The organism is Actinomadura nitritigenes, assembly GCF_017573545.1.
Classification (GTDB): Bacteria; Actinomycetota; Actinomycetes; order Streptosporangiales; family Streptosporangiaceae; genus Spirillospora; species Spirillospora nitritigenes.
Genome location: NZ_JAGEOK010000055.1, coordinates 1 through 14,237 on the forward strand (window position 1 = coordinate 1; position 14,237 = coordinate 14,237).

Genomic DNA, 14,237 nt, shown 5'->3' on the forward strand with positions numbered 1-14,237 from the left:
AGCGTGGGCCATGAAGACCTCCGAGACGGGTGAAGACGGCTATCTCCACCGCACTCGGAGGTCTTCGCTTTGATCAACCACCAACCCGGCGTGTCACCAACCTCGTGACCGAGTACAGCTAGTCGGCGGCGACCGGGGGCGGGAGCGCCACCTGGATCTGGGTGGTGGCGCCCGCGGCGACGAAGAGGCCCCGGCCGGTGGGCCCCGCCAGCGGGGCGTTGCGCGGGAGGCGCAGGCCGAACAGGTCACCGTCGTCCGGCGACTCGACGGACAGCAGGACGCCGGAGCGGGACCGGCGGGCGTCGGCGAGGAAGCCGCGGTAGCCGCGCCCGATGTCGGCGGTCGTGCCGCCGACGACGACGGCGTGCTCGCCGTCGCGGGCGGTGCGCAGGACGTCGCGGAGGGCGTCGTCCATGTCCGTCTCGTCGAGGAGCTCGGCGTCGTCGACGACGACGGCGTAGCGGTGCTCGTCGCCGATCGCGCGCTCCAGGTCGTCGGGGTCGGAGTCGGACGTGAGCACCCCGAGGACGCCGGGCCGCCCGGACAGCAGCCGCAGCGGTGAGCGGCGCGGGGTGACCAGGACCACCGGGACGAGCCCGCCGCCGACGGCCGGGTCCAGCAGCGAGTGCACGATGGTGCGCAGCGTGGTGGACCGGCCCGAGCGGGGCGGGCCCGCGACGGTGAAGCCGGGCCCCTCGTTCAGCAGGTCGGCGCCGACGGGCGCGAGGGTGTCGCCGCCGACGCCGACGAGGGCCCAGAGGGCGGACGGGGCGAGGAACGCCTCGTCCAGGGCCATCGCCTCGCGGTAGGTGACGCGGACGGGCAGCTCGTCGACGTGCAGGGGGCGCTGGCGGCGGGGAAGGCGGCCGTAGCGGGCGACGGAGGCGCGGGCGATCTCCTGCAGGGCCGCGACCTGCGCGGTGCCGGACGGGTCGTCGCCGAGCAGCCCGATCTGGGACTCGCGGGGAGCGGCGCCGGGCGCGGCGGGTTCGAGGGCGCGGCCCGGCGGCATCGCGGCGGGCACGTGCCGGTCCTGCAGTCCGGCGTAGCCGTAGTCGTTGGGGTCGGCCATCCGCAGGACGAGGCGGCGGTCGAAGACCGTGGAGATCTGCCCGCCGAGGCCGGTGCGGTCGCCGGTGAAGACGGCGCGCAGGCCGACGGCGGCGCCCTCGCGCAGCAGCCGGAGGGTCTGGTCGACGAGGCGCCCGTAGTCGTAGTGCTCGAACGCGCCGAGGAACCCCTCCCAGCGGTCGAGGAGCAGGACCATCCAGGGGAGCCGGTCGGTGGCGGCGACGGCGGCGCGCTGCTCGGCGAGGGACGCGAACCCGGCCTCGGCGAGGAGCTGCTGGCGGCGGGCGACCTCGGCGGCGAGGGCGGTGAGGAGGCGCTCGCAGCGGTCGAGCTGGTCGCGGGTGACGACGGCGCCGCAGTGCGGCAGCGAGATCAGCGGCAGGAGCGCGTTGGCGCCGCAGTCGATGGCGTACAGGTGCGCGTCGTAGGGGGAGCAGGCGCCCGCGAGGGACCCGGCGATGGTGCGCAGCGCCGTGGACCGCCCCGACTGCGGCGATCCGGCGATGTACAGGTGGCCGCCGGCCGCGAGGTCGAGGACGAGCGGCTCGCGCGACTGGACGGCGGGCAGGTCGGTGATCCCGAACGGGACGGCGGGGACGTCCACCACCGAGCCGCCGGCGGCGGTGCGCGGGGTGAGCCGGACCAGCTCGGGCAGGGGGGTGAGCCACGGCGACGGCTGCCGGGCGATCCCGGCGCGGCGGGCGGCCTCGTCGACGGCCTGGACGAGGACGGCGAGGTCGGTGACGGGCGTGTCGCCGGCGGGCTCGCCGGGCGCGGGCAGCGGGTGCCCGAGGCCCTGCCAGGGCAGCGGCCGGACGCTGGTCCGCCGGCCGGCCGGCCCGGGGCGGCGCCCGCCGATCCGGGCGGACTGGACGGCGTGCGGCGCCGCCGCGCCGGACCGGACGTAGCAGCGGCCCGGCGTGGACTTGGCGATGCGGGCCGCCTCGGGCCCGTCGATGACGTCCGTGGACTCGTCGGGGTCGGTGACGCGCAGCGCGATCCGCAGGTTGGTGTTGGCGCGGATGTCGGCGGTGACGACGCCGGCGGGCCGCTGGGTGGCGAGGATCAGGTGGACGCCGAGGGAGCGGCCGCGGCGCCCGATGTCGACGAGGCCGGCGACGAAGTCGGGCAGCTCGGTGACCATCGCGGCGAACTCGTCGATGACGAGGACGAGCCTCGGCAGGGCGGCCGCCCGGTCGTTGTGGTCGTCGATGTCCTTGGCACCGGCCCGCAGCAGGACCTCCTCGCGGCGGCGGAGCTCGGCGGCGAGGGACTCCAGCGCGCGCTCGGTGGCGTGCCCGTCGAGGTCGGTGACCATGCCCACGGTGTGCGGGAGGCGGGCGCAGTCCTTGAACGCGGCTCCGCCCTTGTAGTCGATGAGGACGAACGTCATCTCGTCGGGGCGGTTCGCCACGGCGAGGGACGCGATGAGGGTCTGCAGCAGCTCGGACTTGCCAGCGCCGGTGGTGCCGGCGATGAGGCCGTGCGGGCCGTCGGTGCGCAGGTCGATCTCGTAGGGGCGTCCCGGACGTCCGGGACGGTCGCCGGTGCCGAGGCCGATGGGGACGCGGGTGCTGCGGCCGCCGGTGCGGGACCAGGACTGGAGGATGTGCTCGGCGGTGGGTTCGGCCATGCCGAGCAGGTCCAGAAGACGCACGTCCGACGGGATGGCCTCCTGGGCGTCCTCGCGGGACACGTCCCGGACGGGCGCCAGCGCGCGCGCCACGCGTTCGGTCCAGGCGGGGGAGACCTGGTCGGCGAGCACGGGGCCGAGGTCGTCGAGGCCCTGCCCACGGAGGTGGACGAAGGACGGGTACTGCGAGTCCCACTCGGCGACGGCGTTGCACTCTTCGGGAAGGAGGCGCTCCTCGTCGTCCACGCAGATGGCGTGGATGCCGTACTCGGCGCCACGCGACAGCAGCATCGGCATGCCGGGTATGCGGCGCAGTGCGCGCGCGCCGTCCAGCACGAGCAGGATGTTGTAGGGGACGGCGTCGGCGGGCTTGCCCTGCCCGAAGAACGCGGACTCGGCCTGCGCGGCGCGGCGCCGCTCCGTGACGCGGATCGCGAGTTCGGTGACCCGGTGTGCGGCGGACTCGGGGTCGGTGCCGACGAGCGCCACGCACTCCTCGCCCTCGCGCGGCGCGCAGTGCGGCAGCCACCGCACCCAGTTCCACGCGTCCCCGGCGTGCCGGTCGGCGGACAGCACGATGATCGACAGGTCGCGGGGGCTGTGCAGCACGGCGGCCTGCGCGACGAGCCAGCGGGCGAGGGCCCGGGACGCGGCGCGCGGCCCGGTCAGCCCGAGCACGCCGATCTCGCGGAGCGGCAGCGCGACCGGCACCAGGCGGGCGGCCGGGACCGGCAGCGCGCCGGACTCGCCGCCCGACGGGTCGGTCAGCTCGATGCGGGCGGGCAGGTCGGCGACGCCGAGCCGCAGGTGCAGCGTGTCGGGGTCCTCGCGGCGGCGCTCCCACAGGCGGCGGCGCGGGCCGGTCGCGGTCAGCAGCACCTCGGCGGGGTCGGGGTGCAGGGCGCGGCGCTCGGCCTCGTCCTCGCGGCGCAGCCCGTCCAGCTCGCCGCCGAACGCGTCGGCTCTGCGCTGGTACTCCTTCAGCGCCTTCTTGTACGACTTGCGGCCGTGGATCCGGTCGCCGGCCCATTCGCCGACCGTCATCACCGGCCAGGCCAGCGCGAACAGCGCCCACCACCACTGGTGCAGCCCGAACGCCATGGCGAGGCCGAACACCGCGAACAGGATCGCGCCGAACAGCCGGAGGCGCTCGCGCGGGTTCCGCTCGGGCCGCTTGGGGATCTCCAGCGTGCGGGCGCGGTGCGCGGGCGCGAGCCGCGGCGGCCGGTTGAACGCCAGGCCGCCCTCGGGCAGCGGCTCCAGGTGCGTGTCGGGCGCGGCGCTCGGCGCGAGGGTCAGCACGCTCGCGCCGACGGTCAGCATCCCGCCCGACGGCCAGGCGGTCCTGGCGGTCAGCGGTTCGCCGTCGAGCCTGGCGGCGCCCTGCATCGTCATCGCGGACGCCTCGACCTGCACCTCGTCGCGGCCGACCGTGAGCCGCAGCGACCGGGCCGGGACCGACGGGTCGCCGAGCACCACGTCGACGTCGTCGCCGGACCCGATCGTGCTGACGCCGAGGCCGAGCCGGTGCACCGTGCCCGCGGCGGGCCCGCCGACGACCCGGACCTCGACCAGCCCGGTCGGCTCGGCGAGGACGGTCGCGGCGGCGGCGCCCCGCTCGACCGCGACGACCGCGCCGTCCCGCAGCTCCTTGGCGGCGAGCGCCTGCGGGTCGAGCATCCGCCCGTCCATCCACAGGGCCCCGCGCTCGGCGGACGGGCTTTCGGGCGGGACGCGCGGTGCCTGCGGCGCCCCGGTGAGCAGCGCCTCCTTGGAGAAGCGGGGGGCGGAGACCCCGCCGGCGGCCGCCGGCGCGTCGAGCGCGGCGGTCAGCGACCGCGCGACCCCGCCGACGGTGATCTCCGAGTCCATGTCGATCACGACGTCGCGTGGTCCGCCGCCGGTCAGCGCCGTGAACGAGATCCGCATCCGAGCCCTCCATCGCGCGCCGTCCCGCGCCGCCGGCGCCGCCGTCCGGGCCAGCTTAATTACCGGGGCTCCCATATTCCGGCGAAGCCGGTCGGGGGTGTGGGGGGCGTCCTGGCGTCACCCTTCGCGGGAGGCCGTCTCGCGGGACGCGGCGACGATGGTCCTGAGCGCGTCGTCCATCGGCGTCGGCGCCATGCCGAAGGTGGACTGGAAGGCCGAGGAGTCCAGGACGTACGGCTTGTCGAACTGGTAGCGGGTCTCCCGCATCTCCTTGAGCATCGGGTGGGCGAGCCCCGCCGCGGTGAAGACCGGCCGCGGCACCTCGTGGATGCGCGGCGCGGGCGCGCCGGCGATGCGGCACAGCCGCTCGGCGACCTCCCGCGTCGACACGGCGGGTCCGGTCGGGATGTGCCAGGCCCGTCCGTGGGCGCGCTCGTCGGTGCCGGCGATGGCGAGGGCCTCGGCGACGTCGGGCAGGTACGTCCAGGCGTGCGGGATCGAGGGGTCGCTGAAGTAGAGGACGCGCCTGCCCGCCAGCAGCGGCTTCACGAACCGCGTCTCGCCGACGTACGCCTGGTCGGTGCTGCCGGGGCCGTAGTAGTCGGACCCGCGCAGCTCGGTGGCGCGGACGCGGCCCGCCCTGTGCGCGGCGAGCATGTCGTGCCACATCTTCGCGCGGACCCGCCCCTTGGTGCCGGTCGCGGCGAGCGGCAGGTCCTCGGTGATCGGGCCGTCCACCGGCCCGTACCCGTAGAGGCAGCCGAGGGTGACGAGGGCGGCGCCGGTGTCCTCGGCGGCGCCCAGGAACGACGCGGCCATCGGCGGCCAGTCCTGCGCCCAGCGGTGGTACTTCGGGTTGACGCAGTTGTAGATCGTGTCGGCGCCCTTGGCGGCGGCGGCCAGCCGGTCCCGGTCGGCGACGTCGGCGGCGATCCGCTCGACGCCCTCCGGTCCGGATCCCGAGCGCGTCACGACGGTGACGTCGTGCCCCATGCCGGTGAGCCGCTCGACGAGGTGCGCGCCGACCTGTCCGGCGCCGACGATCACGTGCTTGCCCATGGTCCTTCTCCTTCGCTGCTGTTCGGCCCGGCCGCTGTCCGGTGCGGGTCGGGTGCCGGTGCGGGTCGCGGTCTCAGGCCGCGCTCTCGATGTGGTCCTTGAGGGCGGACAGCCGGGCCTCGTGGCCGGCGCGGAGGTTGTCCTCGCCGTAGACGAGGCGGACGAGCGGGCCGTCCAGGGACTCCTCCAGCGTCACGCGGGTGCGGCCGTCCTCCCTGGTCAGGACCATGCGGTCGATGGCCCGGTAGAGGCCGAGCATGCTGCCCGTCCAGCTCAGCTCCCGGCCGGGGGCGACGACCGCGAAGCGCGAGCGCAGCGGCACGCCCTTCTGGGCCCAGCGGAACTCGCGGCCCGGCTCGACGGCGTCCAGGGCGCGCAGCCGGAAGTCGGTGGCCCAGCCCTCCCAGGCGCGCAGGTCGGCGAGCACGCCCCAGATCCGGTCCGGCGACGCGTCGATCAGGACGCTGGACGCGCTGACGACGGGGGCGTCCTCGTCGATATGGCCGTGCAGTGCGTACTCGTCGTGCAGGGTCGCCAGGTTCGGCATGGCCGTCTCCGTCCGGTCCGGAGCGCCGCGGGTCCGGTGCTCTCTGATGTGAGCAATGCTCTCTCATTGGAGCGGCGCTCGTCAAGAGCGGTGCTCTCGTTTCGTTTCGGCGCTCTGCTAACCTCGCGGCATGAGCGGGCGGACGGTACGGGAACGGGTGCGCGCGGAGCTGATCAGAGAGATCACCGGCATCGCGCGGGAACAACTGGCGACGGAGGGCGCGGCGGGGCTGTCGCTGCGGGCGGTGGCCCGCGAGATGGGCATGGCCTCCTCGGCGATCTACCGCTACTTCCCGAGCCGCGACGACCTGCTGACGGCGCTGATCATCGACGGCTACAACGCCGTCGGCGAAGCCGTGGAGCAGGCCGATGCGGCCGCCCGCGAGGCCGGGACGTCCTTCGCCGGGCGGTGGCTCGCCGTGTGCCGGAGCGTCCGCGAGTGGGCGCTGGCGCACCCGCACGAGTACGCGCTGCTGTACGGCTCGCCGGTGCCCGGCTACGAGGCGCCGGAGGACACCGTCCCCGCGGCCATGCGGGACACGGTCGTCCTCGCGCGGCTCGTCACGGAGGCCCACGCGGCGGGGGCCCTGGAGCCCGCCGGACCGTGCCCGCCGGCGCCGCCCGTGCTGGGCGAGGACCTGGCGCGCGGGCGGGCCGCACTCCTCATCGACGCGCCCGACGACGTGGCGGCGCGGGCGTTGACCGCCTGGGCCGGTATGTACGGGACGGTCAGTTTCGAATTGTTCGGGCAATTCAACAATGTGATCGAGGAACGGGCCGCCTACTTCGACCACACGATGACCCTGCTGGGGCGGCTCGTCGGCTTCCAGGACGTCCCGTAGCCGCGGCGCCCCGGGGCCGGCAGGCCGCCGCGAACGTCCCGCCAGATGCGGTCAGTGACAGATGTGACTGGTGGTAAGTAGCGAAGTGGCCGGTGAATTCGCAGGTCATCGCCATGGTCGGGGAGAACGGCCCGCTTACCCTCACCGAATCCATTGACGCGGCCTTGCCCGCACCGCAAGCATGGATCGCCCGATGATGCGGAGACCTCCTGAGGCGGGGTCCGCGGGAGGGCGGGAAGGGGCACGTGCGCAGCGCGATGAAGGCCAACCAGTCGGCCCTCGCCGGCGGCTCGTCCGGCGGCTCCTCCGGGCCGAACGCCGGCGGCGGGCTCGGCCGCACCGGCCTCGGGACCTCCGGCGGGCAGCGGCTGCCCGTCTCGCCGCGCGAGCGCAAGCCGGCGCTGGCCGCGCTCGCGGTGCTGCTCATCCTCGGCGGCGCGCTGGCCAGCGCCTACCTGGTGATGGCGAGCGGCCAGCGGGTGTCGGCGATCCGGATCGCGCAGCCCGTCGCGGCGGGGCAGCAGATCCCGCAGAGCGCCCTGGAGGAGGTGCAGATCGGCGACACCGGCGTCCAGTACATCAACTGGTCGGAACGGCTGAACGTGTCCCGGTACTACGCCTCGGTCCCGCTGGTCAAGGGCGCGCTGCTGACCAACGGCATGATCAGCCGGACCGACGAGGCGGCCAAGGGCCGCCTGGTCGTGGGCCTCGCGCTCAAGCCGGGGCAGCTGCCGTCCGACGGCGTCGAGAGCGGCAAGAAGGTGACCCTGTACGCGGTCGGCAGCGGCGGGGGCGGTCCGCGCGCCGGGACGGTGCTCGCCGCCGAGGCCATCGTGATCAACGTCGGGGGCGGCGGGGGCGACCGGCTGCGCTCCGACCAGACCACCGTGGACGTCGCCGTCGCGCCCGGCGACGCCCCGCAGGTGACCGAGGCCGCGTCCGCCGGGACGGTCGCGATCGCGCTGATCCCGGACGGGACGAAGGCGCCCGCCCAGCCGGCCGGCGGGACGCAGGGGAAGCAGGCCCCGGCGACCGGCGGCGCCCAGCCCCCGGCCGGGACGGGCGGCAACGGCGACGGCAACGGCAGCGGCGCCGGTACCGGCACTCCCGGCGCAGGGAACGGCACTCCGGGCACAGGCGGGAACTGACAGTGGCACTGATCGCGCTCGCGGCCGACAAGGGGGCGCCGGGCGTCACGACCGCGGCGGTGGCCCTCGGCGCGGTGTGGCCGCGCCCCGTGCTGGTCGCCGAGTGCGACCAGGCGGGCGGCGACCTCGTGTACCGGCTGCCCGCCGCCGCGCCGGACGGCGCGGGCGACGGCGGCATGCTGAACCCCGCGCGCGGGCTGCTCAGCCTCGCCGCGACGGCCCGCCGCGGGCTGCGCCCCGACCAGATCGGCGAGCACTGCCAGCGCCTCGTCGGCGGCCTCGACGTGCTCGTCGGGATCACCAACGCCGAGCAGGCGCAGGGGATGACGTGGCTGTGGGGGCCGCTCGGCCGCGCGTTCGCCGGGCTCGCCCCCGTGGACGTGATCGCCGACTGCGGGCGGCTCGGCGCCGGCACCCCGCTGACCGAGCTGCTGCGCGAGGCGGACCTCGTCGTCCTGCTCACCCGGGCGACCCTGGAGCAGGTCGCGCACCTGCGCGAGCGCGTCGCCGCGCTGACGGCGGAGCTGCGCGGCGGGCCGCCGGTCGGGGTGCTGGTGCTCGCCGACCCGCGCGACTTCCGCGGCTCGATCGCCGAGGTCGACCGGATCATCGTCGGCGCGCGCGGCCGGCAGGCCCCGGACCCGGCCGCGCAGGCCGGGCCGCCGCCGCCGGAGGTGCGCGTGCTGGGCGGGCTGGCGCTCGACCCGAAGGGCGCCGACCTGCTGTCGGGCCGCTGGGGCGGCCGCCTGGACCGGTCGCTGCTGATCCGGTCGGCCCGCGAGGTCGCGGGCGACCTGGTCGCGCGCCTCGGCGCCGCGCCCGCCGCCCCGTCAGCGTCCGGCCAGATCGCGTCCGGCCCGTTCGCGTCCGCCTCGCCCGCCGCACCGCCCGTGCCGGACGCGGCCGGCGAGCCGGCGCCGCACGCGCGGCACGCCGCCGCGAACGGGCGTCCCGTCCCGCCGGCGGACGCGCGGTCCGAGCAGGTCCCGGCGGGCGGACGGCACGAGGAGCGGGGGCGCTAGGTGGACCACGTCCTCGTCAAACGGCTCCGCCAGGAGGTCGGCGACCGGCTCGCCCAGCAGCGCCGGATGGACGCCGCGCACGGGCTGCCCCCGATGTCCGGGGAGGACGAGCGGCAGTTCGCCCGCGCGCTGATCGGCCAGGTGCTGGAGGAGTTCGCGCGCGGCGAGATCACCGCCGGGCGGCGCCCGCCGAACGCCGAAGAGGAGGAGGCGCTCGCCGCCGGCGTGCACGCCGCGCTGTTCGGGGTCGGCCGGCTCCAGCCGCTGCTGGAGGACCCGGAGATCGAGAACATCGACATCAACGGCTGCGACCGGGTGTTCATCGGCTACGCCGACGGCCGCGAGGTGATGGGCGAGCCGGTCGCCGAGACCGACGAGGAGCTGGTCGAGCTGATCCAGATCCTCGCCGCCTACAGCGGGCTGTCGTCGCGGCCGTTCGACACCGCGAACCCGCAGCTGGACCTGCGGCTCCCGGACGGCTCGCGGCTCTCCGCGGTCATGGACGTGACGCTGCGCCCCGCGCTGTCGATCCGCCGCGCCCGGCTCGGCAAGGTGTTCCTGTCCGACCTGGTCGGGAACGGCACGTTCACCGAGGAGCTGGGCCGGTTCTTCCGCGCCGCGGTCCTCGCCCGCAAGAACGTCATGATCGCCGGCGCGACGAACGCGGGGAAGACCACGCTGCTGCGCGCCGTCGCCAACGAGATCCCGGCGAACGAGCGGCTCATCACCGTCGAGCGGGCCCTGGAGCTCGGCCTCGACGCCTTCCCCGAGCTGCACCCGAACTGCGTGGCGTTCGAGCAGCGGCTCCCGAACTCCGAGGGGCAGGGCGCGATCTCGATGGCGGAGCTGGTCCGCCGGTCGCTGCGGATGAACCCGTCCCGCGTCATCGTCGGCGAGGTGCTCGGCGACGAGATCGTCACGATGCTGAACGCGATGACGCAGGGCAACGACGGGTCCCTGTCGACGATCCACGCGAACTCGTCGGCGGAGGTGTTCAACCGCATCTCCACCTACGCGATCCAGTCGGAGGAGCGGCTGCCCGTCGAGGCGACGCACATGCTGATCGCGGGCGCGATCGACTTCGTGGTCTTCATCGAGAAGCGCAACGACTACGCCTCCGGCGGGCGGCTGCGCCGCTACGTCGCGAGCGTCCGCGAGGTCACCGGCGTGGACGGGCGGGTGCTGTCGTCGGAGGTGTTCGCGCTCGGACCCGGCGGGTTCGCGGTGCCGTCCGCGCCGATCGCCTGCGTCGAGGAGCTCGCCGAGTACGGCTACGACCCGTCCCACGGGGGTGCCTGGTGACTCTCGTGGGCAGGGCGATCACTGCGGGCGGGGAGCGGCGCGCGCGGCGCGCGCGGAGCGGGGGCCGCTGATGTACTCCGCCGACGTGCTGCTCGCCGTCGTCGCCGGCGCCGTCGCCGGCGGCGGGCTCCTGCTGCTGGCCGTCGCGGTCCGCGGCCTGCCGCCGCGGACCCGCCCGGTGCGCGGCCGCAGCCGCGAGGACCTGGTCCGGACCCTCACCACCCGCACCGCCGTCGCCGTCATCGTCGGCGTGCTCGTGCTCGCGGTGACCCGCTGGCCGATCGCCGCCGCCGGGACGGGCGCGCTCGTCCTCGCCTGGGACGGCCTCGCCGGCGGCGCCGCCGAGGAGCGCAAGGGCATGGCGCGGCTGGAGGGCCTCGCCGCGTGGACGGAGTCGCTGCGCGACACCATCGCGGGCGCGGTCGGCCTCGAACAGGCCATCCCGGCGTCGCAGCGCGCCGCCGCCCCCGCGCTGCAGCAGCCGCTGCGCACCCTCGTCGACCGGCTGCACACCCGCGTCCCGATGCCGGAGGCGCTGCGCCGGTTCGCCGACGACATCGACGACCCGTCCGCCGACCTCGTGATCGCCGCGCTGGTCCTCAACGCCCGGCTGCGCGGTCCCGGCCTGCGCGACATGCTCACCGCGCTCGCGACGTCCGCGCGCGCGGAACTCGACATGCGGCGCCGCGTCGAGGCCGACCGCCGCTCCACCCGCCGGAGCGTCCGGATCGTCGTCGGCGTCTCGGTCGGGACGGCCCTCGCGCTCGCCGTGTTCAACCACTCCTACGTGCAGCCCTACGACGACCTCCTCGGCCAGCTCGTGCTGTGCGTCGTCGTCGCGCTGTACGGCGCGGCGTTCCTGTGGCTGCGCCGCCTCGCCAGGTACGACCTGCCCGGACGGTTCCTCGGCGAGCCGCGGCAGGCCCGTCCCGGCGTGCCCGGCGAGGTGCCGAGCACCGTCGCGGGCTGGCAGGCCGGGCGCGCCGCCACCGGCGCCCAGGACCTCCCGCTGCGCGGCCGGCACACCATGGACGCGGGCGGCGGTGGTGCGGCATGACCGGGGGTGATGCCGCGTGACCGGCGCGATCCTCGCGGGCGCCGTCGTCGGCCTCGGGCTGTACGCGCTCGTCCGGGCGCTGTTCCCGGCGCGTCCCGGCCTCGCCGCGCGGATGGCCGCGCTCGACGCGGCCCGCCGCCGCGACCTGGAGGACGCGCAGGCCGGGACGGTCCGCCCCGCCGGCCGGTTCGGCGGGATGCGGGCGCGGCTCGGGCGGGAGCTGGTGGCGTTCTGCGAGTCGCGGGGCTGGAGGATGCGCTCGGTCCGCGCGGACCTCGCCATCACCGAGCGGTCGCTGGAGGCGTTCCTCGCGACCAAGTTCCTGCTGCCCGCCGCGGCGCTGCTGTTCATCCCGCTGGTCGTCGGGTACTTCGCGCTGCTCGGCTTCGGCTCGTCCGTGCAGGTCCCGGTGTGGATCTGCGTGCTGTTCGCCGCGCTGTTCTTCTTCTTCCCCGACATGCAGCTGCGGCAGGAGGCGCAGGCCCGCCGGCAGGACTTCCGGCACGTCGTCGGCGCGTTCCTCGACCTGGTCTCGATGAACCTCGCGGGCGGGCGCGGCGTCCCGGAGGCGCTGATGACCGCGTCGAACGTCGGGGACGGCCCGGCGATGCGCCGCATCCGCGACGCGCTCGGCAACGCCCGCCTCACCGGCCAGACGCCCTGGCAGGCGCTCGGCGGCCTCGGCGACGACCTCGACATCGCCGAGCTGCGCGACCTCGCCGGCGCGCTCGCCCTGGTGTCCGACGACGGCGCGCAGATCCGCCGGTCGCTGTCCGCCCGCGCCGCGTCGATGCGCAGCCGCGAGCTGTCGGAGCTGGAGGGCAAGGCGGGCGAGCGGTCCCAGTCCATGCTCGTCGCGCAGCTGTTCCTGTGCGCCGGCTTCCTGGTCTTCCTGGCCTATCCGGCCCTGATGCGGGTGCTCGCCTCGTGACCCCGCATCGCGTCCGGCCCGTCCCGTCGAAGGAGTCACGATGAACCCGCTGAACGATCCGGCCCTCGTCTACCTGCGGGCCCTGCTCGGCACGCGGCTCGCGCGGCTGCGCGACGAGGAGGAGCGGAGCAAGGGCGCCTCGGCGATCGAATGGGCGATCATCACCGCGATCCTCGCGCTGATCGCGATCACCATCGGCGCGATCATCCAGAAAAAGATCCAGGACAAGGCCAACAGCATCAACACGGGCTGACCGCGATGCGGTGCCGTGGACGCGGGCGGCCGGCCGCCGCCCTCGCCGCCGCCCGCCGCCGGCTCCGGTCGGACGCGGGGGCGTCGTCGATGGAATGGGCGCTGCTCACGCCGGTGCTCATCCTCGTGCTGCTCGCCGTCGTCCAGTTCACGATGGTGTTCCACGCGCGGCAGGTCGCGCTGGCCGCCGCGCAGTCCGGCGCCCGCGTCGCCCGGACCCAGCCGGTCGGCGGCGGCTGGCAGGACGCGGCCGTCGCGAAGGCGACCGGCGACATCGACCACATCGGGCCGCACCTGATCAGCGGCCTGCACGTCGACACCGGCGAGGTCAACGACGAGCGGTGGGTGCAGGTCAGCGGCGAGGCCGTGCAGGTCATCCCGTTCCTGACCTTCCACGTGTCGCAGCGGTCGCAGGGGCCGATCGAGTGCTTCCGGCCGGACGTCGGGACGGGCCTCGCCTGCCAGCGGGGAGCGGGCCCGTGATCGGGAGGATCGGAAGGCGGAGGCGGAGCGGCACGGACGGCGGCGACCGGGGCTCCATGTCGCTGGAGCTGGTGCTCGTCACACCGCTGTTCGTCGCGTTCCTGCTGTTCCTCGCCGGCGCGGGGCGGATGGTGGACGCGCAGAGCCAGGTGGACGGCGCCGCCCGCGACGCGGTCCGCGCCGCGTCCATCGCCCGCGACGCCGGGTCCGCGCAGGAGCTCGCGCAGGAGACCGCCACCGCCGGGCTCCGCGACTCGCACTGGTGCTCCGGCGGGCCGTCCGTGCAGACGAACGTGTCGGACTTCGCGCCCGGCGGGCACGTCGAGGTGACGATCGTGTGCGACGTGAACCTGTCCGACCTGGCGTTCATCGGGCTGCCCGGCACGAAGCGGCTGCAGGGCCGGTCGGTCGCCCCGATCGACACCTTCACCTTCCGGGGCGGCAACGGACCGGCGGAACCGGGGGACGGCCGATGAGACGCGTCCTCCGCGGGCTCCGGGCCCGGGTCCCCGTCCGGGCCGGTGACGACCGGGGCACGATCGCGATGTACACCGTCCTGTTCACCCCGATCGTGCTGATGCTGGCGGGCCTGCTGGTGGACGGCGGCCTCGCCATCCACGCGCGGCAGCGCGCCGCCGACATGGCCGAGCAGGCCGCGCGCGCCGGCGCGAACCAGATCGACACCGACGCGCTCCGCGCGACCGGCGAGCCCGTCCTCGATCCGGGACGGGCCCGCGCCGCGGCCTGCGACCTGCTCGGCGACTTCGGCACGCAGGTCGCCGCGTCGCGCTGCGACGCCGACCAGCAGCAGGTGACGGTCAGCGTCGAGATCACGGTGAAGCCGCAGATCCTCGGGATCGTGCCGGGGTTCGGCTCGTTCACCCTGACCTCGACCGAGACCGCCCGCCCCGTCACCGGAGGAAACGGCCCATGAGGCCCATGGAGAACGGCCTTACGATCGA

The 14,237-nt window shown here is 75.5% G+C and carries 13 protein-coding genes; 10 read left to right on the forward strand and 3 right to left on the reverse strand.

The annotated features are described in order from the left end of the window. Positions 1-118 precede the first annotated feature (118 nt). From J4557_RS46020 to J4557_RS46030, 3 genes are all read right to left on the reverse strand, one after another. Positions 119-4,633: an FtsK/SpoIIIE domain-containing protein gene (locus J4557_RS46020; protein WP_208273752.1), complete on the reverse strand. Its 4,515-nt coding sequence runs from the start codon at positions 4,631-4,633 to the stop codon at positions 119-121. 117 nt (positions 4,634-4,750) lie between these two features. Continuing rightward, entirely contained in the window at positions 4,751-5,692 is a 942-nt protein-coding gene (locus J4557_RS46025; RefSeq protein ID WP_208273753.1) for an NAD-dependent epimerase/dehydratase family protein, read from the reverse strand. Positions 5,693-5,765: 73 nt separating this feature from the next. Next, a complete protein-coding gene (locus J4557_RS46030) occupies positions 5,766-6,239 on the reverse strand; it encodes an SRPBCC family protein (protein ID WP_208273754.1) in 474 nt (157 codons plus the stop codon). A gap of 130 nt (positions 6,240-6,369) precedes the next feature. Between J4557_RS46030 and J4557_RS46035 the strand changes: the two genes are divergently transcribed. The 10 genes from J4557_RS46035 to J4557_RS46080 all read left to right on the forward strand — a co-directional run bounded on the left by J4557_RS46035 (position 6,370) and on the right by J4557_RS46080 (position 14,209). Beyond that, complete coding sequence (locus tag J4557_RS46035) at positions 6,370-7,080, forward strand: TetR/AcrR family transcriptional regulator (protein WP_208273755.1); 711 nt, start codon at positions 6,370-6,372, stop codon at positions 7,078-7,080. 245 nt (positions 7,081-7,325) lie between these two features. Continuing rightward, positions 7,326-8,228: a hypothetical protein gene (locus J4557_RS46040; protein WP_208273756.1), complete on the forward strand. Its 903-nt coding sequence runs from the start codon at positions 7,326-7,328 to the stop codon at positions 8,226-8,228. Positions 8,229-8,230: 2 nt separating this feature from the next. Next, entirely contained in the window at positions 8,231-9,250 is a 1,020-nt protein-coding gene (locus J4557_RS46045) for a hypothetical protein (protein WP_307800594.1), read from the forward strand. Continuing rightward, positions 9,251-10,552, forward strand: a complete 1,302-nt coding sequence (locus tag J4557_RS46050) for a TadA family conjugal transfer-associated ATPase (protein WP_208273757.1) — start codon at positions 9,251-9,253, stop codon at positions 10,550-10,552. Between the two features lie 70 nt (positions 10,553-10,622). After that, complete coding sequence (locus J4557_RS46055; RefSeq protein WP_208273761.1) at positions 10,623-11,609, forward strand: type II secretion system F family protein; 987 nt, start codon at positions 10,623-10,625, stop codon at positions 11,607-11,609. A 16-nt stretch (positions 11,610-11,625) separates the two neighbouring features. Continuing rightward, entirely contained in the window at positions 11,626-12,540 is a 915-nt protein-coding gene (locus J4557_RS46060; protein ID WP_208273773.1) for a type II secretion system F family protein, read from the forward strand. 40 nt (positions 12,541-12,580) lie between these two features. Further along, the gene (locus J4557_RS46065; RefSeq protein WP_190867078.1) at positions 12,581-12,793 is read left to right on the forward strand and encodes a Flp family type IVb pilin; all 213 of its coding nucleotides are present in this window, start codon (positions 12,581-12,583) and stop codon (positions 12,791-12,793) included. Between the two features lie 5 nt (positions 12,794-12,798). Next, complete coding sequence (locus J4557_RS46070; protein WP_208273777.1) at positions 12,799-13,275, forward strand: TadE family protein; 477 nt, start codon at positions 12,799-12,801, stop codon at positions 13,273-13,275. Further along, positions 13,272-13,751 (forward strand): TadE family protein, encoded by a 480-nt coding sequence (locus J4557_RS46075; protein WP_307800595.1) that lies wholly within the window; start codon positions 13,272-13,274, stop codon positions 13,749-13,751. Before J4557_RS46070 ends, J4557_RS46075 begins: the two co-directional genes overlap by 4 nt. Continuing rightward, positions 13,748-14,209: a TadE/TadG family type IV pilus assembly protein gene (locus J4557_RS46080; RefSeq protein ID WP_243777421.1), complete on the forward strand. Its 462-nt coding sequence runs from the start codon at positions 13,748-13,750 to the stop codon at positions 14,207-14,209. Before J4557_RS46075 ends, J4557_RS46080 begins: the two co-directional genes overlap by 4 nt. The last annotated feature ends 28 nt before the right edge of the window (positions 14,210-14,237 follow it).